At 72.6% G+C, this 20,625-nt stretch carries 12 protein-coding genes and 1 tRNA gene; 11 read left to right on the forward strand and 2 right to left on the reverse strand.

From position 1 onward, the window contains the following. The first annotated feature begins 132 nt into the window (after positions 1 to 132). Together AC3EVP_RS33740 and AC3EVP_RS33745 are read left to right on the forward strand one after the other, a co-directional pair. The gene (locus AC3EVP_RS33740; RefSeq protein WP_435136740.1) at positions 133 to 858 is read left to right on the forward strand and encodes a DegT/DnrJ/EryC1/StrS family aminotransferase; all 726 of its coding nucleotides are present in this window, start codon (positions 133 to 135) and stop codon (positions 856 to 858) included. Positions 859 to 920: 62 nt separating this feature from the next. After that, a tRNA-Thr gene (locus AC3EVP_RS33745) sits at positions 921 to 993 on the forward strand. An 85-nt stretch (positions 994 to 1,078) separates the two neighbouring features. On the opposite strand, the gene AC3EVP_RS33750 is transcribed toward AC3EVP_RS33745, so the two are convergent. Beyond that, positions 1,079 to 3,706, reverse strand: a complete 2,628-nt coding sequence (locus tag AC3EVP_RS33750) for a SpoIIE family protein phosphatase (protein ID WP_335978860.1) — start codon at positions 3,704 to 3,706, stop codon at positions 1,079 to 1,081. Between the two features lie 328 nt (positions 3,707 to 4,034). Here AC3EVP_RS33750 and AC3EVP_RS33755 point away from each other — a divergent pair, with 328 nt between their 5' ends. The 9 genes from AC3EVP_RS33755 to AC3EVP_RS33795 all read left to right on the forward strand — a co-directional run bounded on the left by AC3EVP_RS33755 (position 4,035) and on the right by AC3EVP_RS33795 (position 19,312). Beyond that, positions 4,035 to 9,593: a hybrid sensor histidine kinase/response regulator gene (locus AC3EVP_RS33755; RefSeq protein ID WP_435136744.1), complete on the forward strand. Its 5,559-nt coding sequence runs from the start codon at positions 4,035 to 4,037 to the stop codon at positions 9,591 to 9,593. A 310-nt stretch (positions 9,594 to 9,903) separates the two neighbouring features. Continuing rightward, on the forward strand, positions 9,904 to 10,611 hold the full coding sequence (locus tag AC3EVP_RS33760; protein WP_335978864.1) for a response regulator: 708 nt from the start codon (positions 9,904 to 9,906) through the stop codon (positions 10,609 to 10,611). 200 nt (positions 10,612 to 10,811) lie between these two features. Continuing rightward, positions 10,812 to 13,613, forward strand: coding sequence for a DNA translocase FtsK (locus AC3EVP_RS33765; RefSeq protein WP_435136747.1), 2,802 nt, complete (start codon positions 10,812 to 10,814; stop codon positions 13,611 to 13,613). A gap of 316 nt (positions 13,614 to 13,929) precedes the next feature. Then, entirely contained in the window at positions 13,930 to 14,751 is an 822-nt protein-coding gene (locus tag AC3EVP_RS33770) for a helix-turn-helix domain-containing protein (protein ID WP_435136750.1), read from the forward strand. Between the two features lie 132 nt (positions 14,752 to 14,883). Beyond that, positions 14,884 to 16,560 carry a 30S ribosomal protein S12 methylthiotransferase RimO gene (gene rimO, locus AC3EVP_RS33775; protein ID WP_435136753.1) on the forward strand — a complete coding sequence of 559 codons (1,677 nt, stop codon included), beginning with the start codon at positions 14,884 to 14,886 and terminating at the stop codon, positions 16,558 to 16,560. Continuing rightward, positions 16,557 to 17,438 carry a CDP-diacylglycerol--glycerol-3-phosphate 3-phosphatidyltransferase gene (gene pgsA, locus AC3EVP_RS33780; protein WP_435136756.1) on the forward strand — a complete coding sequence of 294 codons (882 nt, stop codon included), beginning with the start codon at positions 16,557 to 16,559 and terminating at the stop codon, positions 17,436 to 17,438. Before rimO ends, pgsA begins: the two co-directional genes overlap by 4 nt. Next, the gene (locus AC3EVP_RS33785; RefSeq protein ID WP_335978874.1) at positions 17,435 to 18,061 is read left to right on the forward strand and encodes a CinA family protein; all 627 of its coding nucleotides are present in this window, start codon (positions 17,435 to 17,437) and stop codon (positions 18,059 to 18,061) included. The genes pgsA and AC3EVP_RS33785 overlap by 4 nt, the downstream gene beginning before the upstream one ends. A gap of 131 nt (positions 18,062 to 18,192) precedes the next feature. Then, positions 18,193 to 18,594 (forward strand): helix-turn-helix domain-containing protein, encoded by a 402-nt coding sequence (locus AC3EVP_RS33790; protein ID WP_335978875.1) that lies wholly within the window; start codon positions 18,193 to 18,195, stop codon positions 18,592 to 18,594. A gap of 247 nt (positions 18,595 to 18,841) precedes the next feature. Then, positions 18,842 to 19,312 (forward strand): Dps family protein, encoded by a 471-nt coding sequence (locus tag AC3EVP_RS33795; protein ID WP_335978877.1) that lies wholly within the window; start codon positions 18,842 to 18,844, stop codon positions 19,310 to 19,312. 449 nt (positions 19,313 to 19,761) lie between these two features. On the opposite strand, the gene AC3EVP_RS33800 is transcribed toward AC3EVP_RS33795, so the two are convergent. Beyond that, complete coding sequence (locus tag AC3EVP_RS33800) at positions 19,762 to 20,601, reverse strand: DNA-formamidopyrimidine glycosylase family protein (protein ID WP_435136761.1); 840 nt, start codon at positions 20,599 to 20,601, stop codon at positions 19,762 to 19,764. Positions 20,602 to 20,625: the final 24 nt, after the last annotated feature.

The following is a 20,625-nucleotide window of genomic DNA, read 5'->3' on the forward strand; positions in this document are numbered from 1 at the left end:
ATTTGAATAAGGCCCCAACCCCCGAGGCTTGTCCCGGGGGTTGGGGCCTTTTTGCTGCTCGTTACCCTCATGTTCACGTCGCAACGGGAACCTGGGCACCCCGACAGGCGGAGGTGTGGAGACGTGCAGCAGATGACGACTGCCGGACGGCGGCCCGGGATCGCTTGCGAGATGACCGCGACCGCGGTGCGCGACACCCTGAAAGCGCTCGGCATCGGCCGCGGCGACGAGGTCATCGTGCCGTCGTACGGTCCCGGCGCGCCCGCCGACGGGACCCGGCTGGCCGGAGCCACCCCCGTGTTCGCCGACATCGACCCCCGGACCTTCTGTGTGGACCCCGCGTCCGTGGCGGCCTGCGTCACCGCCCGCACCGCCGCCCTGCTGCCGGTGAACGTCTTCGGGCACCCCGCCCCCATGGACCGCCTGGAGGGCCTTGCGAGCCGGCACGGGCTCGCGGTGGTCGAGGAGACCCCGAGCAGCGAGGACGTCGGCGCCGTCGCCCGCCGCCGGGCCCACGCCCGCTTCCTGGACTCCGCGCTCACCGGGGTCGTGGTGCCGTACACCGAGCCTGGCGCGCATCATCTCTACCACCAGTACACCGTGCGGGTGCCGGGCAATGGCCGGCCGGACCGGGACGCCTACCTGCGGGCGCTCGCCGTGCGCGGGGTGCGCGCGACCCTGGCCGTACCGGTGCCGGTGCACCGGATGCCGGCGCACCGGGCCGCCCCGCCGGCGGAACTGCCGCAGACCGAGCTGGTGGCCGCCGATTCGCTGTCGCTGCCGGTCCACTCGGCCCTGACCCAGCGTGAGTTGACCCACATGGCGACGGTTTGCAACCGGCTCGGTGGGATCGTCTGACCATCGTCCGACGGCCGTTTTCGCGCACGGCCGTCGATGGGCTACGATCTTCCCATCGACGCGCCCCAATAGCTCAGTCGGTAGAGCGTCTCCATGGTAAGGAGAAGGTCTACGGTTCGATTCCGTATTGGGGCTCTGCGAAAAGGAAAGGCCCCCGCCGTTCGGCGGGGGCCTTTTCCGTGCGCGCCGGAGTCGGCGCGCCGGAGTCAGCGCGCCAAGGTCAGGGCGTCGGCAGCGTGGGGACCCGCATCGCGAGGATCGCCATGTCGTCGGAGGGCGCGTCCGCGGCGAAGCGTTCCACGGCCCGCTGGATGCGCGCGGCGACCGCGCCGGCCGTCAGGCCCGTACACGTGGCCAGGACGTCGGCGAGGCCGTCGTCGCCCAGCATGCGGCTGCCCTCGCGGCGCTCGGTGACGCCGTCGGTGACACACAGCAGGACGTCGCCCGGGTCGAGGGTGACGGACTGCTCGTAGAGGTCGAGGTCGTCCATGACACCGAGCAGGGGCTGCGGTTCCGCGGCGGGTTCCACGCTGCCGTCGGGGCGCAGGCGCAGCGGCAGCGGGTGCCCGGCGCAGACCATGCGCAGTTCGGCGCTGCCGTCCTCGCGGGGCCACAGCTCGCCGTACAGGAGGGTCAGGAAGCGGCTGCGGGCGCCCTCGTCGAGGATGGCGGCGTTGAGGAGTTGCAGGACGGAGGGGCCGCCGAAGCCCTCGCGGGCGAGCAGGCGCAGGGCGTGCCGGGCCAGCCCCGTGACGGCGGCGGCCTCGGGGCCGGTGCCGCAGACGTCGCCGATGGCGAAGCCCCAGCAGCCCTCGCGGATCGGGAAGAGGTCGTAGAAGTCGCCGCCGACCTCGTTGCCCTCGCCGGCGGCGCGGTAGACGACCTCGACCTCGACGCCGGGGATGTGGGGCAGCTCGGGCGGCAGCAGGCTGCGCTGGAGGGCCTGGCTGATGGCGGTGCGCTCGCTGTAGAGGCGGGCGTTGTCCAGGGCGAGGGCGGCGCGGCGGGAGAGGTCCTCGGCGAGTTCGAGGATCTCCTGCCGGAAGCGTTCGTCGGTGGGCTTGCCGAGGGTGAGCATGCCGATCACGCGGTTGCGGGCGACCAGAGGCAGCACGACCGTTTCGCCGCCGACGGCGGCGGCGGTGGCCAGGGCGACGCCCGGGGTGGTGGTGGAGCGGGCGCCGGGGGTGGTGCCGACGCCGAGGCTGCGCAGGGAGGCGCGCAGGGCGCTGGAGTGGGCGGCGTCGGAGGGCGCGGTCCAGATCCGGGCGCCGGGGGTGGGGTCGGGCTCGGGCGGTCGGACCTGCTGGAGGAGGGCCTTGATGCCGTCGATGCGGTCCTCGTCCTCGTGGAGGACGAAGGCGAGTTCGGGTTCGGACTGCTCGGCGATGGTGTAGACGGCGCACCAGCTGGCGAGGGTGGGCACGGTCATCTGGGCCATGAGGGCCAGGGTCTGGTCGCGTTCGAGGGTGCCGGCGAGCAGGTCGGAGGCTTCGACGAGGAAGGACAGCGAGCCGCGGCGGAGCCGTTCGAGTTCGGTGAGGCGGGCGCTCTCGACGGCCAGGGCGATCCGGTCGGCGGCGAACTGGAGGCGCAGGGCCTCCTGGTTGCTGTAGCGGCCGGGGGCTTCGGCGGCGACGCCGAGGGAGCCGGTGAGGCGGCCTTCGACCTTGAGCGGGACGGTGACGACCGAGCGCATGCCGGTGCCGGACAGCAGTGGTACGGCGCCGGGTACGGCGGTGAGGTCCTCGTGGACGGCGGGCATGCGGGCGCTGCCGTAGCGGCCGGTGCCGGCTTCGACGGGGACGCGGGCGAAGCGCTGGCGGGCGGAGGGCAGGCCGGTGGAGGCGCGCACTTCGAGTTCGGTCTCGTCGTCGGTGGCCAGCAGCAGGTAGGCGGCGTCGCCGTCGAGCATGTCGCGGGCGCGTTCCACGGTGCGCTGGAGGAGGCCGTCGAGGTCGTCGGGGGCGGGGGAGCCGATGAAGACCTCGAAGGCGTCGGTGGCCTTGCCGCGCTGGGAGGCGTGGGGGTCGGTGCCGTGGCTGCCGCGGTTAGGTGTCTGGAGGACGGCGCGCTCCTCGGCGCGGACCAGCAGGCAGACGGTGGAGGGTTCGCCGGCGGTGTCGCGGACGCGCAGGTGGGAGCCGTAGACGGGCAGGACGCGGCCGCCGGCGTCGCGCAGGCCGTAGGTGCCTTCCCAGCGGGAGAGCTGGAGGGCGTCGGCGAGGCCGATGCCGGTGCCGGGGGTCTGCGGCCAGGCGGCGAGGTCGGCGAGGGACTTGCCGACGATGTCGGCGGCGGTGTGGCCGAACAGGTCGGTGGCGTCGTCGTTCCAGCGGGTGATGGTGCCCGCGCGGTCGACCTGGACGACGGCGACGCGGACGCTCTCGTCGGCGACGGGGAGGCTGGCGGTGGGCAGGACCGGGCCGGCGGAGCGGGTGCCGGTGGGGCGCTGGGGCAGTTCGAGCTGGAACCAGACGTACTTGCCGGCGGCGGAGTACTCCACGCCCCAGCGGCTGGCCAGGGCGGAGCAGAGCAGCAGGCCGCGGCCGCCTTCGTTGTCGGTCTCGCGGAACTGGCGGCCGCGGGTCTGCATGGGGACTTCGCGCTCGGGGTAGTGGTCGGCGACCTCGACGCGGACGGCGGTGTCGTACCGCAGGCACTGCACGTCGGCGGCGGTGCCGGCGTGGACGACCGCGTTGGTGACCAGTTCGCTGGTCAGGACGACGGCGTCGTCGACCACGTCGGCGAAGCCCCAGCCGTGGAGGGTGTCGCGGACGAAGGCGCGGGCGATCGCGACGGACCGTCCCACCGGTTCGAAGGTGGCCGCTGCACGCGCCGTGATCACCGATCTCCTCATGGTTCGTGTCCGGGCGGGCGGGGCGCCCGCGGCTGCCGGGGCGTTTCCGGGTTGCTGGAACGTCACTCGGCGGCTCCCCTGCGTGTGCGCCCGTCGGGAGGCTGGACCTTCCGGCTGGGCAGCACCGTTCACGTTACCTACCCGCACCGACCGTGTGTGCGCCGGTTACCCGTGTTTCCACCCCGATCGTGGTCGCAGTTCCGCGGATGCGGCCGAACTGTTATGGGAGGGGTGGGCCGTAGTGAAACACTGGGCATGTTCTGAAGGTTGCAAGCTTGCTCATCTGCGGGTCGGTCGACCCTCCGGGAGGCACACGGTGGAGTCTGGCGCGTCGGCGCGGGCCACGGTCACGCGTACGAAGAACGGGCGATCCCGTGGGGGTGGGACCGTCGAGGTGGACTCGGCGGCGCTCACCAAGCTGCTGGGGGCGCTGTCGGCGATGCGGGACGGGAACTTCCGCAAGCGGCTGCCGGTGTCGGGGGACGGGCCGCTGGCGGAGATCGCGGTGGTCTTCAACGAGGTCGCGGACCGTAACCAGCACCTCACCGGTGAGCTGGCGCGGGTGCGGCGGGTGGTGGGCCGGGACGGGAAGCTGACCGAGCGGCTGGAGACGGGGCCGTCGGAGGGTGCGTGGGCGGCGGCGATCGAGGCGTCGAACGCGCTGGTGGACGACCTGGTGCGGCCGGTGTCGGAGGTCGGGCGGGTGCTGTCGGCGGTGGCCGAGGGCGATCTCGAGCAGCGGATGGACCTGCGGGCGCAGAACGCGGACGGGTCGGCGCATCCGCTGCGCGGGGAGTTCCTGAAGGTGGGCCGGACGGTCAACGGCCTGGTGGACCAGTTGTCGGCGTTCACCGACGAGGTGACGCGGGTGGCGAGCGAGGTCGGCACCGAGGGCAAGCTCGGCGGGCAGGCGCGGGTGCGGGGCGTGTCCGGGTCCTGGAAGGACCTGACGGACTCGGTCAACACGATGGCGTACCGGTTGACGGCGCAGGTGCGGGACATCGCGCTGGTGACGACGGCGGTCGCGAAGGGTGACCTGTCGCGCAAGGTGACGGTGCATGTCGCGGGCGAGATGCTGGAGCTGAAGAACACCGTCAACACGATGGTGGACCAGCTCTCGTCGTTCTCGTCCGAGGTGACGCGGGTGGCGCGTGAGGTGGGCACCGAGGGTGAGCTGGGCGGCCAGGCGCAGGTGCCGGGGGTGGCCGGGGTCTGGAAGGACCTGACGGACTCGGTGAACCTGATGGCGGGCAATCTGACCGCTCAGGTGCGGGACATCGCGCAGGTGACGACGGCGGTCGCCAACGGCGATCTGACGCAGAAGATCACCATCGGGGCGCGGGGCGAGGTCGCGCAGCTGGCCGAGACGATCAACGCGATGACGGAGACGCTGCGGACGTTCGCCGACGAGGTGACGCGGGTCGCGGGGGAGATCGGCGCGGAGGGCCAGCTCGGCGGTCAGGCGCAGGTGCCGGGGGTGGCGGGCACCTGGAAGGACCTGACGGATTCGGTGAACACCGCGTTCCGGAACCTTACGGCGCAGGTGCGGGACATCGCGCAGGTGACGACGGCGGTGGCCGGTGGTGATCTGTCGCAGAAGGTGACGGTGGACGTCTCCGGCGAGATGCTGGAGTTGAAGAACACCGTGAACACGATGGTGGACCAGCTGTCGGCGTTCGGTGACGAGGTGACGCGGGTCGCGCGCGAGGTCGGTGTCGAGGGCCAGTTGGGCGGCCAGGCGCAGGTGTCGGGTGCGGCGGGGACGTGGAAGGACCTGACGGACTCCGTCAACAACGCGTTCCGGAACCTGACGGCCCAGGTGCGGAACATCGCGCAGGTGACGACGGCGGTCGCGAACGGTGATCTGTCGCAGAAGGTGACGGTGGATGTCTCCGGCGAGATGCTGGAGTTGAAGAACACCGTGAACACCATGGTGGACCAGCTGAGTTCGTTCTCGCAGCAGGTCACGCGGATGGCGCGGGACGTGGGGACCGAGGGGCGGCTGGGCGGTCAGGCCCGGGTGGACGGGGTGTCGGGTACCTGGAAGGACCTGACGGACTCCGTCAACTTCATGGCGGGCAACCTGACGTCGCAGGTGCGGCAGATCGCGCAGGTGACGACGGCGGTGGCGCGCGGTGACCTGTCGCAGAAGATCGACGTGGACGCGCGGGGCGAGATCCTGGAGCTGAAGAACACCATCAACACGATGGTGGACCAGCTGTCGTCGTTCGCGGAGCAGGTCACCAGGGTGGCCCGTGAGGTGGGTACGGACGGGCGGCTGGGCGGTCAGGCGCAGGTGCCGGGTGTGGCCGGTGTGTGGCGGGACCTGACGGACTCGGTGAACTTCATGGCCGGCAACCTGACCGGCCAGGTGCGCAACATCGCCCAGGTCGCGACGGCGGTGGCGCGCGGTGATCTGTCGCAGAAGATCGACGTGGACGCCAAGGGCGAGATCCTGGAGCTGAAGAACACCCTGAACACGATGGTGGACCAGCTGTCGTCGTTCGCGGAGCAGGTGACCAGGGTGGCCCGTGAGGTGGGTACCGAGGGCATTCTGGGCGGCCAGGCGGAGGTCAAGGGCGTCAGCGGTACGTGGAAGGACCTGACGCAGTCGGTCAACTTCATGGCGAACAACCTGACCTCCCAGGTGCGCAACATCGCCGATGTGACGTCGGCGGTGGCGGCGGGGGACCTGTCGCGGAAGATCACGGTCGACGCGAAGGGCGAGATCCTCGCGCTGGTGACGACGGTGAACACGATGGTGGACACGCTGTCGGCGTTCGGTGACGAGGTCACCCGGGTGGCGCGCGAGGTGGGTACCGAGGGCCAGTTGGGCGGTCAGGCGCGGGTGCGTGACGCGTCGGGCATCTGGAAGGACCTGACCGACTCGGTGAACGGCATGGCGTCGAACCTGACGTCGCAGGTGCGGTCGATCTCCTCGGTGGCCACGGCGGTCGCCAACGGCGACCTGACGAAGAAGATCGACGTGGACGCCCGGGGCGAGATCCTGGAGCTGAAGAACACCATCAACACGATGGTGGACACGCTGTCGGCGTTCGGTGACGAGGTCACCCGGGTGGCGCGCGAGGTGGGTACCGAGGGCATCCTCGGCGGCCAGGCGCGGGTGCCGGGGGTCGCGGGCACCTGGAAGGACCTGACGGAGTCCGTCAACGGGATGGCGTCCAACCTGACCGGTCAGGTGCGGCAGATCGCGCAGGTGACGACGGCGGTGGCGCGCGGTGACCTGTCGAAGAAGATCGACGTGGACGCGCGCGGCGAGATCCTGGAGCTGAAGACCACGATCAACACCATGGTCGGGCAGCTGTCGGCGTTCGGTGACGAGGTGACGCGGGTCGCCCGCGAGGTGGGTACCGAGGGGCGGCTGGGCGGGCAGGCGCGGGTGCCGGGCGTGTCGGGGATCTGGAAGGACCTCACCGAGTCGGTGAACCTGATGGCCAACAACCTGACCTCGCAGGTGCGCAACATCGCGCAGGTGGCCACGGCGGTGACCCGCGGCGATCTGAACCTGCGGATCGACGTGGACGCGGCCGGGGAGATCCTGGAGCTCCAGGACTACATCAACACGATGATCGTGCGCCTGCGCGAGACGACGCTCGCCAACAAGGAGCAGGACTGGCTCAAGGGCAACCTGGCCCGGATCTCCGGTCTGATGCAGGGGCGGCGCGACCTGCGCGACGTGGCGGCGCTGATCATGAGCGAGCTGACGCCGGTGGTGTCGGCGCAGCACGGCGCGTTCTTCCTCGCGCGGGACACCGCGGAGTCCGGTGAGGAGTACGAGCTGGCGCTGATCGGCAGTTACGGCTTCTCGCGGCGCACGATGTCGTCGGTGTTCCTGCCGGGCGAGGGGCTGATCGGGCAGGCGGCGGTGGAGAAGCGCTCGATCCTGATCGAGCAGGCGCCGCCGGGATACCTGAAGATCGTCTCGGGGCTGGGCGAGGCGCCGCCGGCCCATGTGATCGTGCTGCCGGTGCTCTTCGAGGGGCGGGTGCTGGGGGTGATCGAGCTGGCCGCGTTCCAGCCGTTCACGCAGATCCAGAAGGACTTCCTCGACCAGATCACCGACATCATCGCGATCAGCGTCAACACGATCTCGGTGAACACCAAGACCGAGGGGCTGCTCAAGCAGTCGCAGGAGCTGACCGAGCAACTCCAGGAGCGCTCGGACGAGTTGGAGAACCGGCAGCGGGCGTTGCAGCGGTCCAACGAGGAGCTGGAGGAGAAGGCCGAGCTGCTGGCGGAGCAGAACAGCGCGATCGAGGTGAAGAACACCGAGATCGAGGAGGCCCGGCAGGTCCTGGAGGAGCGCGCCGAGCAGCTCGCGGTGTCGATGCGCTACAAGTCGGAGTTCCTGGCGAACATGTCGCACGAGCTGCGGACGCCGCTGAACTCGCTGCTGATCCTCGCCAAGCTGCTGGCGGACAACGCGGACGCCAACCTCTCGCCGAAGCAGGTGGAGTTCGCCGAGACCATCCACGGCGCCGGCTCCGACCTGCTGGAGCTGATCAACGACATCCTGGACCTGACGAAGGTCGAGGCGGGCAAGATGGACGTCTCGCCGACCCGGATCGCCCTGGTGCAGCTGGTGGACTACGTGGAGGCGACGTTCCGGCCGCTGACGGCGGAGAAGGGCCTGGACTTCTCGGTGCGGGTCTCGCCGGAGCTGCCGGCCACCTTGCACACCGACGAGCAGCGGCTGCTCCAGGTGCTGCGCAACCTGCTGTCGAACGCGGTGAAGTTCACCGACTCCGGGTCGGTGGAGCTGATGATCCGGCCGGCCGGGCCGGACGCGCCGCAGTCGATCCGGGAGCAGCTGCTGGAGGCGGGCACGCTGCGCGACCCCGACCAGCCGCTGATCGCGTTCTCGGTGTCCGACACCGGCATCGGTATCGCGGCGAGCAAGATGCTGGTGATCTTCGAGGCGTTCAAGCAGGCCGACGGCACCACCAGCCGCAAGTACGGCGGCACCGGTCTGGGGCTGTCGATCAGCCGGGAGATCGCGCGCCTGCTGGGCGGTGAGATCCACGCCGACAGCCAGCCGGGCCGCGGCTCGACGTTCACGCTGTACCTGCCGCTGAGCCTCGGCGACACGCTGCCGGTGCAGCCGCAGCCGTCGATCGGCGACGGTGAGGACTTGGAGGGCGAGCAGCGGGCGCAGGGCCGTACCCGCAGCCCCGGCAGCAGCCTGGCCCGGCTGCGCCGCCGCTCCGCGCAGCCCGCGCCCGGCCCGACCCGGCCGGAGCAGGGCGGGAACGGCGCGGGCAGCGGCGACGGCGGGGCCGGGCGGTCCGGGTACGGCGGGTCCGGCGGGTCCGGCGGGTCCGGCGGGTCCGGCGCGGCGAACGGGTCGGGTGTGACGGGTGGCTCGGGTGCCGCTGCGAACGGCCGGGCGGGCGCTCCGGGAGGCGCTGAGGCCGACGCGGACACCGCGGCGCGCGAGACGGCGCACGGGGGCCCGTACCCGGCCTTCAGCGGCGGTTTCAGCGGCGAGAAGGTCCTCATCGTCGACGACGACATCCGCAACGTCTTCGCGCTCACCAGCGTGCTGGAGCAGTACGGGCTGACGGTGCTGTACGCGGAGAACGGCCGCGAGGGCATCGACGTCCTGGAGCAGTACGACGACATCGCCGTGGTGCTGATGGACATCATGATGCCGGAGATGGACGGGTACGCGACGACCGCGGCGATCCGCAAGATGCCGCAGTTCGCGGGGCTGCCGATCATCGCGCTCACCGCGAAGGCGATGAAGGGCGACCGGGAGAAGGCGATCGAGTCGGGCGCGTCGGACTACGTGACCAAGCCGGTGGACACCGACCACCTGCTGGCGCTCATGGCGGACTGGATGCACGCCCGGTGAGCCGCCGGCGGGCGGCCGGGCGCCGTCCGATGATCGACTTTGCGCGAAGATGGCTGAATATTTTGCCGACTTGAGCACTCAAGTGAGGTGTGAGTCGCCCGGGATCTGGGAACCTTACGGTCTCCGCTTGCGTTTCCGTTATGTGCTCAGTGACGTGGCGGTGACAGGGTGTGGCGACCGGCAGGGTGCGACTACCATGACCGGCACAAGGACGGGCGGCGGGACATTGCTGCCCCCGGGGGCGGCGATCGGCGCTTCCGTCGGCGTTGCGAGTCGGGGAGGCCCCAAGCCGGGGCGAGGAGGGCATGGCGTGGTGCAAAAGGCCAAGATCCTCCTGGTCGATGACCGGCCGGAGAATCTGCTGGCGCTGGAGGCGATCCTCTCGGCGCTGGACCAGACCCTGGTCCGTGCATCGTCAGGGGAGGAAGCGCTCAAGGCGCTGCTGACCGACGACTTCGCGGTGATCCTGCTCGATGTCCAGATGCCGGGCATGGACGGGTTCGAGACCGCGGCACACATCAAGCGGCGGGAGCGCACCCGGGACATCCCGATCATCTTCCTCACCGCGATCAACCACGGCCCGCACCACACCTTCCGCGGCTACGCGGCGGGCGCGGTGGACTACATCTCCAAGCCGTTCGACCCGTGGGTGCTGCGCGCCAAGGTCTCGGTGTTCGTGGACCTGTACATGAAGAACTGCCAGCTGCGCGAGCAGGCGGCGCTGCTGCGGCTGCAGTTGGAGCAGGGCGCGCCGTCCGGCGCCGCGGTCGAGGCGGCCGGTGCCGCCGGCGCGAAGGAGTCCGTCGGCCTGCTCGCGGAGCTGTCCGCGCGGCTGGCCGCCGTGGAGGAGCAGGCCGAGGCGCTCGGCAAGCAGCTCGACGGCAGCGCGGACGCCGCGGCGGTCGCCACGGCCGCCCACCTGGAGCGCAAACTCACCGGGCTGCGCCGGGCGTTGGACGCGCTGGACCCCAGCGGCCCGGGCGGCGGCGGCGAGTTGGGCCGGCAGCACAGCGGCTGAGGCGGCGGCGCGGGCGGCCGCGGGCCAGGACGCCCCGGCCCGCCGCCCGCGCACCGCCCGCCCGCGCACCGGCCGCCCGCAACGCCGGACGCGCCCGGCACGTGACGCGGCGTCAACCCGGTGCCCGGCGTGTTCCGACACGAACGGGCGTATCCCCGTGCAGGCGTGTCACTCGATCACAAGGGCGGTAACCTCGGCCCATGGCCCCCCGTACGTCCGGCACCGCCAAGAAAGCCGCGGCGCGGCCTCCGGCCAAGAAGGCAGCGGCGAAGAAGCCCGCGGCCAAGACCGCGGCCAAGAGCGCTGCCGCCCGACCGCCCGCCAAGAAGGCCGCGGCGGCCAGACCCGCGCCCGCGGCCGCGCCCTCACCCACCGGCGGCCTGTACCGGCTGGTGCGCGCGGTGTGGCTGGGCATCGCCCACGGCGTCGGCGCGATCTTCCGCGGCATAGGGCGCGGTGCGCGCGGCCTGGACCCGGCCCACCGCAAGGACGGCGTGGCGCTGCTGCTGCTCGGCGTGACCCTGGTGGTCGCCGCCGGCACCTGGTCCAACCTCGACGGCCCGGTCGGCGACCTGGTCGCGCTGCTGGTCACCGGCTCCTTCGGGCGGCTGGACCTGCTGGTGCCGTTCCTGGTCGGCGCGGTCGCCGTCCGGCTGATGCGCCACCCCGAGCAGCCCGAGGCCAACGGCCGGATCGTGATCGGCCTGTCCGCTCTGGTGCTCGGCGTGCTCGGCCTGATCGACATCGGCTGCGGCGCGCCGTCCCGCGCCGACGGCGCCCAGGCGCTGCGCGACGCCGGCGGCCTGATCGGCTGGGCCGCGGCCGCGCCCCTGCACTACACGGTCGGCTCCGCGCTCGCCGCGGCGCTGCTCGTGCTGATCACCGTCTTCGGGCTGCTGGTGGTCACCGCCACCCCGGTCAACGCCATCCCGCAGCGGCTGCGGGCCGCCGGTGTCCGGGTGGGCCTGTACGCGCCGCCGCCGGACCCCGACGCGATTCCGCTCGAGGACTTCTTCGACGACGGCGCGGACACCGCCTCCGGGTTCTCCGCCGGCGCGGACGAGGACGACTCCCCGGTGCGCCGGGTGCCCGCCCGCCTGACGAAGTCCCGCGCCGGCCAGGGCGCCGACGCCGACCCGTACGACATAGAGCGTGACGGCGACGAGGCCGGCTCGGGCATGGGCGGGCCCGGCCCTCAGGAGCAGGACAAGCCGCGCCGTAGGTCCCGCAAGCGTGCCGAGCCTGCGCCCGCGGCCAAGGGCGAGGACCTCGACCTCGACCCGGTGGACGTCGCCGCCGCGGCGGCCGCGGCCCTGGACGGCGCGGTGCTGCACGGTGTGCAGCCCTCCCCGCTCGTCGCCGACCTCACCAGCCGGCTCACGAAGCCGGTGCCCGCCGCCCGCGCCGATGACACCGGCGGCCAGGACACCGCCGGCTCCGTACCCGACCTGACCAAGGCGCCGGACCGCACCGACGGCGAGCCTCCGCTGCCGCCGCGTGCCGAGCAGCTCCAGCTGTCCGGCGACATCACCTACGCCCTGCCCTCCCTGGACCTGCTGGAGCGCGGCGGCCCCGGCCGCACCAGGAGCGCGGCCAATGACGCGGTCGTCGCCTCGCTGACCCAGGTGTTCAAGGAGTTCAAGGTCGACGCGGTCGTCACCGGCTTCACCCGCGGCCCGACGGTCACCCGGTACGAGGTCGAGCTGGGCGCCGCGGTGAAGGTGGAGCGGATCACCGCGCTCGCCAAGAACATCGCCTACTCCGTGGCCAGCCCCGATGTGCGGATCATCAGCCCGATCCCCGGCAAGTCCGCGGTCGGCATCGAGATCCCCAACAGCGACCGCGAGATGGTCAACGTCGGCGACCTGCTGCGCTCGGCCGACGCCGCCGGCGAGGACCACCCGATGACCGTCGCGCTCGGCAAGGACGTCGAAGGCGGCTACGTCGTCGCCAACCTCACGAAGATGCCGCACGTCCTGGTCGCCGGCGCCACCGGCTCCGGCAAGTCCTCCTGCATCAACTGCCTGATCACCTCCGTGATGTGCCGGGCCACCCCGGACGAGGTGCGGATGGTGCTGGTCGACCCCAAGCGGGTGGAGCTGACCGCCTACGAGGGCATCCCGCACCTGATCACGCCGATCATCACCAACCCCAAGCGCGCCGCCGAGGCCCTCCAGTGGGTGGTGCGCGAGATGGACCTGCGCTACGACGACCTCGCCGCGTACGGCTTCCGGCACATCGACGACTTCAACGCGGCGGTGCGCTCGGGCAAGGCCAAGACCCCCGAGGGCAGCGAACGGGAACTGACCCCGTACCCCTACCTGCTGGTGATCGTGGACGAGCTGGCCGACCTGATGATGGTCGCGCCGCGCGACGTGGAGGACTCCATCGTCCGCATCACCCAGCTCGCCCGCGCCGCCGGCATCCACCTGGTGCTGGCCACCCAGCGGCCGAGCGTCGACGTCGTCACCGGCCTGATCAAGGCCAACGTGCCCTCCCGGCTCGCCTTCGCCACCTCCTCCCTCGCCGACAGCCGGGTCATCCTCGACCAGCCCGGCGCGGAGAAGCTCATCGGCAAGGGCGACGGGCTGTTCCTGCCGATGGGCGCGAACAAGCCGATCCGGATGCAGGGCGCGTTCGTCACCGAGGACGAGATCGCCAAGGTGGTCGAGCACTGCAAGGCGCAGCTCACCCCGACCTACCGCAGCGACGTCACCGTCGGCAGCGGCCCCAAGAAGGAGATCGACGAGGACATCGGCGACGACCTGGACCTGCTGTGCCAGGCGGCCGAACTGGTGGTCTCCACGCAGTTCGGCTCCACCTCGATGCTCCAGCGCAAGCTGCGGGTGGGCTTCGCCAAGGCCGGGCGACTGATGGACCTGATGGAGTCGCGCGGCATCGTCGGCCCGAGCGAGGGCTCCAAGGCACGCGACGTGCTGGTCAAGGGCGACGAGCTGGACGGGGTGCTGGCGGTCATCCGCGGCGGCGACGCACCGGCCTGAGACGCCCCGGCGGCACCCCGCCGCGGGCGTCGCGGGCCGCCGGGCGGTGCTACCCGCGGACGCACCCGGACGTGCGTACCATTCGTCACACAAGTGGAGTCGTGGCACGTGTGATCCCGGCCGAGTCGGGGCACGTTCAAGGGCAACCGTTTCTCCGGTCCACGCGTCAAGCTGTACAGGCCGGACGACCGTCGTCCCGCGGACACCCCACCTGCCCGCGGGCGCGGCCCCAACCCCCAGACCACCTGCCCCGGTGATTCGTACCGCCCCTAGACTGACCTTCCAGCAGGCGGCTGCACGCTCGAAAGGCGCCCTCGTGTCCATCGGCAACTCGCCCCCCGCCGACCGTCCTTCGGTCGGCCGCGCCCTCGCCCAGGCCCGTACCGAGGCGGGACTGACCGTTGACGAGGTCAGTACCGCCACCCGGGTGCGGGTGCCGATCCTCCAGGCGATCGAGCAGGACGACTTCTCCCGCTGCGGCGGCGACGTCTACGCCCGCGGCCACATCCGCGCCGTCGCCCGCGCGGTGGGACTCGGCCCCGACCCGCTGGTCGCCCAGTACGCCGCCGACCACGACACCGACTCCGCGCCGCCCCCGGTCGCACCGCTGTACGAGGCGGAGCGCATCAAGTCCGAGCCGCGCCGCCCGAACTGGACCGCCGCCATGGTCGCCGCGATCGTGGCCGTCATCGGCTTCGTCGGGTACACCGCGGTCAGCGGCAGCGGCGGCAGCGGGAAGTCCACCGCCGAGTCCACCACGAGCGCCACCGCCTCGCCCACCGCCCCCGCGACGACGACATCCGCGCCCCAGGGCAACGGCGCGCCCACCAACCCGCAGCCGACCGACACCGGCAGCGCCATCGCCGAAGCACCGCCCGGGAAGGTCACGGTCAAGGTGACCGCGCAGGGCGGCGCGAGCTGGATCCAGGCCACCGACGGCACCGGCAAGCAGCTCTTCCAGGCGTCCCTCAAGGAGGGCGAATCCAAGACCTGGACCGACGACAAGAAGATCAAGCTGATCGTCGGCAACGCGGGCGCGGTCCAGCTCTTCGTCAACGGCAAGGACCTGGGCCCCGCCGGCGACAAGGGACAGGTCGTACGGCTGACGTACACGCCGGGCGACCCGACGCAGGGCTGAGACCGGCCAGGTCCCCGGGGCCCGCGGGCGGCCCCACCTGGGGCGCCCGCCCGCGCGCGGGCAGCAGGCGGACCTGCGTTCGGCCGACCGCGCGGCGAAGCCCCTGACAGGCCACCGGGTAGTCTGGTCCCTATGCCCGAACCCCGTACCGTCGCCCTTGTCACGCTCGGCTGCGCCCGCAATGAGGTGGACTCGGAGGAGCTCGCCGGACGGCTGGCGGCGGACGGCTGGCGGCTCGTCGAGGACGCCGCCGACGCCGACGTGGCCGTGGTGAACACCTGCGGCTTCGTCGACGCCGCCAAGAAGGACTCGGTCGACGCCCTGCTGGAGGCCAACGACCTCAAGGCACAGGGCCGCACCCAGGCGGTCGTGGCGGTGGGCTGCATGGCCGAGCGGTACGGCAAGGACCTCGCCGAGGCGCTGCCGGAGGCCGACGGCGTCCTCGGCTTCGACGACTACGCCGACATCTCCGACCGGCTGCGCACCATCCTCGGCGGCGGCATCCACGCCCCCCACACCCCGCGCGACCGGCGCAAGCTGCTGCCGGTCAGCCCCGCGGAGCGGCAGCGCGCGGTCTCCGGTGCCGGCGGCGAGGGCGCGCGCGGCGCGGTGGCGCTGCCCGGGCACGGCCAGGGCGCGGCTGGGGCGGACGGGGGCCACGCGGCCGGCGGGAGCGACGGGGCCGACGGGAGCAGAGGCGGCGCGCTTGCCGAACAAGGCGGCGTCCGGGACGTGCCGGACCTGCCCGAGGGCGTCGCGCCCGCGTCAGGACCGCGCGCCCCGCTGCGCCGGCGGCTCGACTCGGGACCGGTCGCGTCCGTGAAGCTCGCCTCCGGCTGCGACCGCCGCTGCACGTTCTGCGCGATCCCGTCCTTCCGCGGCTCGTTCATCTCCCGGCGCCCCTCCGACGTGCTCGGCGAGACCCGCTGGCTGGCCGGGCAGGGCGTGAAGGAGGTCATGCTCGTCAGCGAGAACAACACCTCCTACGGCAAGGACCTCGGCGACATCCGCCTGCTGGAGTCGCTGCTGCCGGAACTGGCCGCCGTCGAGGGCGTGGAGCGGGTGCGGATCAGCTACCTCCAGCCCGCCGAGATGCGGCCCGGGCTCATCGACGTGATGACCGGCACCCCGGGCGTGGTGCCGTACTTCGACCTGTCGTTCCAGCACTCCGCGCCGGGCGTGCTGCGCGCCATGCGCCGCTTCGGCGACACCGAACGCTTCCTCGAACTGCTGCACACGATCCGGTCGAAGGCGCCCGAGGCCGGGGTCCGCTCCAACTTCATCGTCGGCTTCCCCGGCGAGAGCGAGGAGGACCTCGCCGAGCTGGAGCGTTTCCTCAGCGAGGCGCGGCTCGACGCCATCGGCGTGTTCGGCTACTCCGACGAGGAGGGCACCGAGGCCGCCGGCTTCGCGCACAAGCTCGACGAGGACGTGGTCGCCGCCCGGCTCGCGCGGGTCTCCCGGCTGGCGGAGGAACTCACCGCGCAGCGCGCCGAGGAGCGGCTCGGCTCCACCGTCCGGGTCCTCGTCGAGTCCTACGACGAGGAGACCGGCGAGACCACCGGACGCGCCGACCACCAGGCCCCGGAGACCGACGGCCAGGTGATCCTGCTGCCGCCCGCCGGGAACGCCGCCGGTGCGGCGGGCGTTGGGGCTTCCGGCGGGGTGTGGCGGCCGGCGCCCGGGACGTTCGTGACCGCGAAGGTGACGGGCACCGAGGGCGTGGACCTGATCGCCGAAGTGCTGCCCGAATTGGCCGGTGCGTCCGGTGCGCAGGGCACGGAGTGTTCCGAGGGAGTGCGCAGATGAGCGGAGGCGCCGAGCCCACGCCGCCGCGACTTCGGGCGGCTGCCGCGGCGCAACCGGCCGCGGCGGGTGCCGGCGGCGGCAGTGGGCGGAGCGGGGCCTCCACCGGGGCGCGGATCGCCGGCGGGAGCGTCGGCGGAGCGGCCGGGGCGACCGTGGCCGACGGCGCCGGGCGGACCGGGGCAGCACGGCGGACAGCCGGGCAGGCCGGGCTGTGGAACGTCGCGAACCTGCTGACGATGTCCCGGCTCGTGCTGGTCCCCGGGTTCGTCCTGCTGCTGGTGCACGACGACGGGCACGACCCCGCCTGGCGCTCCTTCGCCTGGGCCGCCTTCGCCATCGCCATGATCACCGACCTCTTCGACGGCGAACTGGCCCGGCGCTACGGCCTGGTCACCGACTTCGGCAAGATCGCCGACCCGATCGCGGACAAGGCGATCATGGGTGCGGCGCTGGTCGGGCTGTCCGCACTCGGCGACCTGCCGTGGTGGGTCACCGGGGTCATCCTTTTCCGTGAACTCGGCATCACCCTCATGCGTTTCTGGGTGATCCGGCACGGCGTCATCCCGGCCAGCCGCGGCGGCAAGCTCAAGACGCTCACGCAGGGCGTCGCCGTCGGCATGTACGTCCTGGTGCTCACCGGTCCGCTGGCCAGCATCCGGGCCTGGATCATGGCGGTCGCGGTGGTGCTGACGGTGGCGACCGGCGCGGACTACGTCCGGCAGGCGGTGGTGCTGCGGCGGGCCGGGCTGGCGGCGCGGGCAAAAGCGCAGGGTTCGGCCGGGGGATCGGCCGGCGGTTCGGCGGAGGGTTCGGCGGAGGCAGCAGCCGATGGGGCCGCGGAGTCCGGGGCCGAACGCGAGCGCCGGCAGGGCGTGTGAGCGCCGGGCACCCGGGCGGGCCGCCCGGCGGGGCCGGGAAAGCGGCTGAGGCGGCGCGTGAGGCGCTGCGGCTGCTCGTGGGCCGCTCGGCGACGCTCGCGGTCGCGGAGTCGCTCACCGGCGGTCTGGTGGCCGCCGAGCTGGCCGCGGTGCCGGGGGCCTCGCAGGCGTTCCGTGGCTCCGTCACGGCGTACGCGACCGAACTGAAGCACGAACTCCTCGGCGTCGACGCCGGCCTGCTCGCCGAACGGGGCGCGGTGGACGCCGGCGTGGCGCGCGCGATGGCCGAGGGCGTACGCGACCGGCTCGGCGCCGACTGGGGTGTGTCGACCACCGGCGTCGCGGGCCCGACCCCGCAGGACGGGCAGCCGGTCGGCACCGTCTTCGTCGCCGCCGCGGGGCCGCACGGCACCGTCGTCGCGCCGCTCCTGCTCGACGGCGACCGCGGCGCGATCCGGCAGGCGTCGGTGGCGGCTGTCCTGGAACTGCTCACCGGAGAACTCCGGAGGAGTACGGTTGCGGGTCCGGAGTCCACCGCGGCCCCGGCCGAAGGACAGCAGGACGGCAAGGGCCCAACGGGCACACGTAACGGTCCCGGTACGAGTATCGGCGGCCAAGGATAGGGAAGAAGACGGGGGGAAGTGATGTTTGCAGCCCTGAGTGAACACGTCTTCGCTCCCCGCACGGGCGGTGCCCGAGGCGGTACGGTGGGGCGAGAAGGTTGCGGATCCGCGGTCCGAGGAGGGAGCCACCGATGATCCTGCTCCGTCGCCTGTTGGGTGACGTGCTGCGTCGGCAGCGCCAGCGCCAGGGCCGCACTCTGCGTGAGGTCTCGTCGTCGGCCCGGGTGTCCCTGGGCTATCTCTCCGAGGTCGAGCGGGGGCAGAAGGAAGCGTCCTCCGAACTGCTCTCGGCGATCTGCGACGCCTTGGACGTGCCGATGTCCGAGGTGATGCGCGAGGTCAGCGACGACCTGTCGCTCGCGGAGCTGGCACAGTCCGCGGCCGCCGAGACCCCGGCCGCGCCGATGCGGCCGCTGCTGGGTGCGGTCACGTCCGTCACCTCCGTCACGGCCGTGCCGTCCGCGCCGGACGAACGGATCACCATCAAGGCGCCGAAGAAGTCCGCGGAAGCCGTGGACGTCGTCGCCGCCTAGAAGCTCTTCGAGCTCTTCGCGTGGGCCCCGCCCGGGACGTCAGTGTCCCGGGGCGGGGCTTCGCGCGTTTTCGGGGGCGTGCGTGCGGCTGCTTGCGAGTGCTTGCAGGTGCTTGCAGGTGCTTGTGGGCGGGGCCGGCCGGGGCGCTGTCTTTTGCCATGTGTGGTGCGGGGATGCAGGGTAGGCGAAGAGGGTCGGAACGGGATCAGCCAGACCCCAACGCGTCGATCCGCGAGGAGACAAGCGCATGACTGTCGTGAAGAGCCCGCTGGCCGAGCAGGACCGCAAGACCGTCGGTGACGCCCTCCAGGGTGCCCTGGTGGACCTGATCGACCTGTCGCTCCTGGCGAAGCAGGTGCACTGGAACGTCATCGGTCCCCGCTTCCGCTCCATCCACCTCCAGCTCGACGACGTGGTGGATGCCGCCCGCACCGCCTCCGACACCGTCGCCGAGCGCGCCTCGGCGATCGGGGTGAGCCCCGACGGCCGTGCCGGCAGCGTCGCCAAGACCAGCGGCATCGACACGGTCACCGACGGGTGGGTCAAGGACAGCGAGGTCGTCGAGATCATGGTCGCCGCCCTCGACGCCTGCATCACCCGGATGCGTGAACGCATCGAGAGCACGGACAAGCCGGACCCGGTGACCCAGGACATCCTCATCGGCATCACCGCCGACCTGGAGAAGTTCCACTGGATGTTCCAGGCGGAGAACGTCTGAGGCGCCGTGCACGGCACTCGGAAGACCCGCACGCGGCGGGCGAGGGCGCGGGCACGGTCGGGACGGCGGTTCGGCCCGGGGCCGATAGCCGCGCCGCCTCCGGACATGGCGCCTGCGACCCTGGCGGCCAGGGCCAGGGCCAGGGCCAGGGCCAGGGCCAGGGCCAGGGCCAGGGCCGGGGCCGGGTCCGAGGGCGTGGGCAGGGCCCGGCGCGGGAAGGGCGTTCGCACCGCGCTCGCCGTCACGTGCGGGGCGCTGTGGTGGCTGGCGGTCCTGCGGTTCGGGTTGCCGCGGCCCGGCGCCTCCGGCGGCCCGGCCGGCGGTCTGCACGCCGCGATCGTCGCCGGTGGCTGGAGCCTCGGGCTCATCCCGATGCACGCGGTGCCCGTACGGCGTCGCGCCAAGCCGCCCACCGCCCCCGCGGCGGCGGGCCACGGTCCGCCCGGCGGTCAGCCTCCGGGCGGTACGGACCCCGTACCAGGGCTCTGACCTGGTGCGGGGCCGCGCTGGCAGCGCGGGCACCAGTAGGCGACCCGATCCTGCGACTTCGCCTGCGACCCGTGCCGGGCCGACCTGATCGGAGTGCCGCACCGCAGGCACGGCTGGTGCTCCCGCCCGTAGACCCAGTGGGTGCGCCCGCGCCGGGTGTCCCCGGTCGTCACATGGCCGGGGCGTGCCCTGTTCGCCACCAGCAGCCGCCGGGCCAGCGCCACCAGCCGCTCCGGCGCCGGCACGTCCCGGACCGGTGTCCAGGGTGTCACCCCGCGTAGGAAGCACAGCTCGGCGACGTAGACATTGCCGACCCCGGCGAGGTTCCGCTGGTCCAGCAGCGCCTCGCCGAGCGGGCGGTCCGGGTCCGCCACCAGCCGGGCGGCCGCCTCGGCCGCGTCCCAGTCCGGCCCGAGCAGGTCCGGCCCGAGGTGGCCGACCGCCTCGCCCTCCGCCTCGGTACGCAGCAGCTCCAGCACCGGCAGCCGGTAACCCACCGCGACCCGCCCGGCCGTCCCGAGCACCGCCCGCACCTGGTGCACCGGGCCGCCCCGCCAGCGCTCCCCGGCCCCGTACACATGCCACGCCCCCTCCATCCGCAGATGGCTGTGCAGCGTCATGCCGCCCTCGAGCCGCGCCATCAGGTGCTTGCCGCGCGCCACCACCTCCAGTACCTGCCGTCCGACCAGGTCCACGGTCGCCAGCTTCGGCACGCGCAGGTCCGCCCGCACGAGCGGCTGCCCGGCCAGCGCCGCGTGCAGCCGGTGGGCGGTCAGCCAGACCGTGTCTCCTTCGGGCACCCCTCCATGATGCCTGGGACGCGG

This window comes from Actinacidiphila sp. bgisy144, assembly GCF_057708105.1.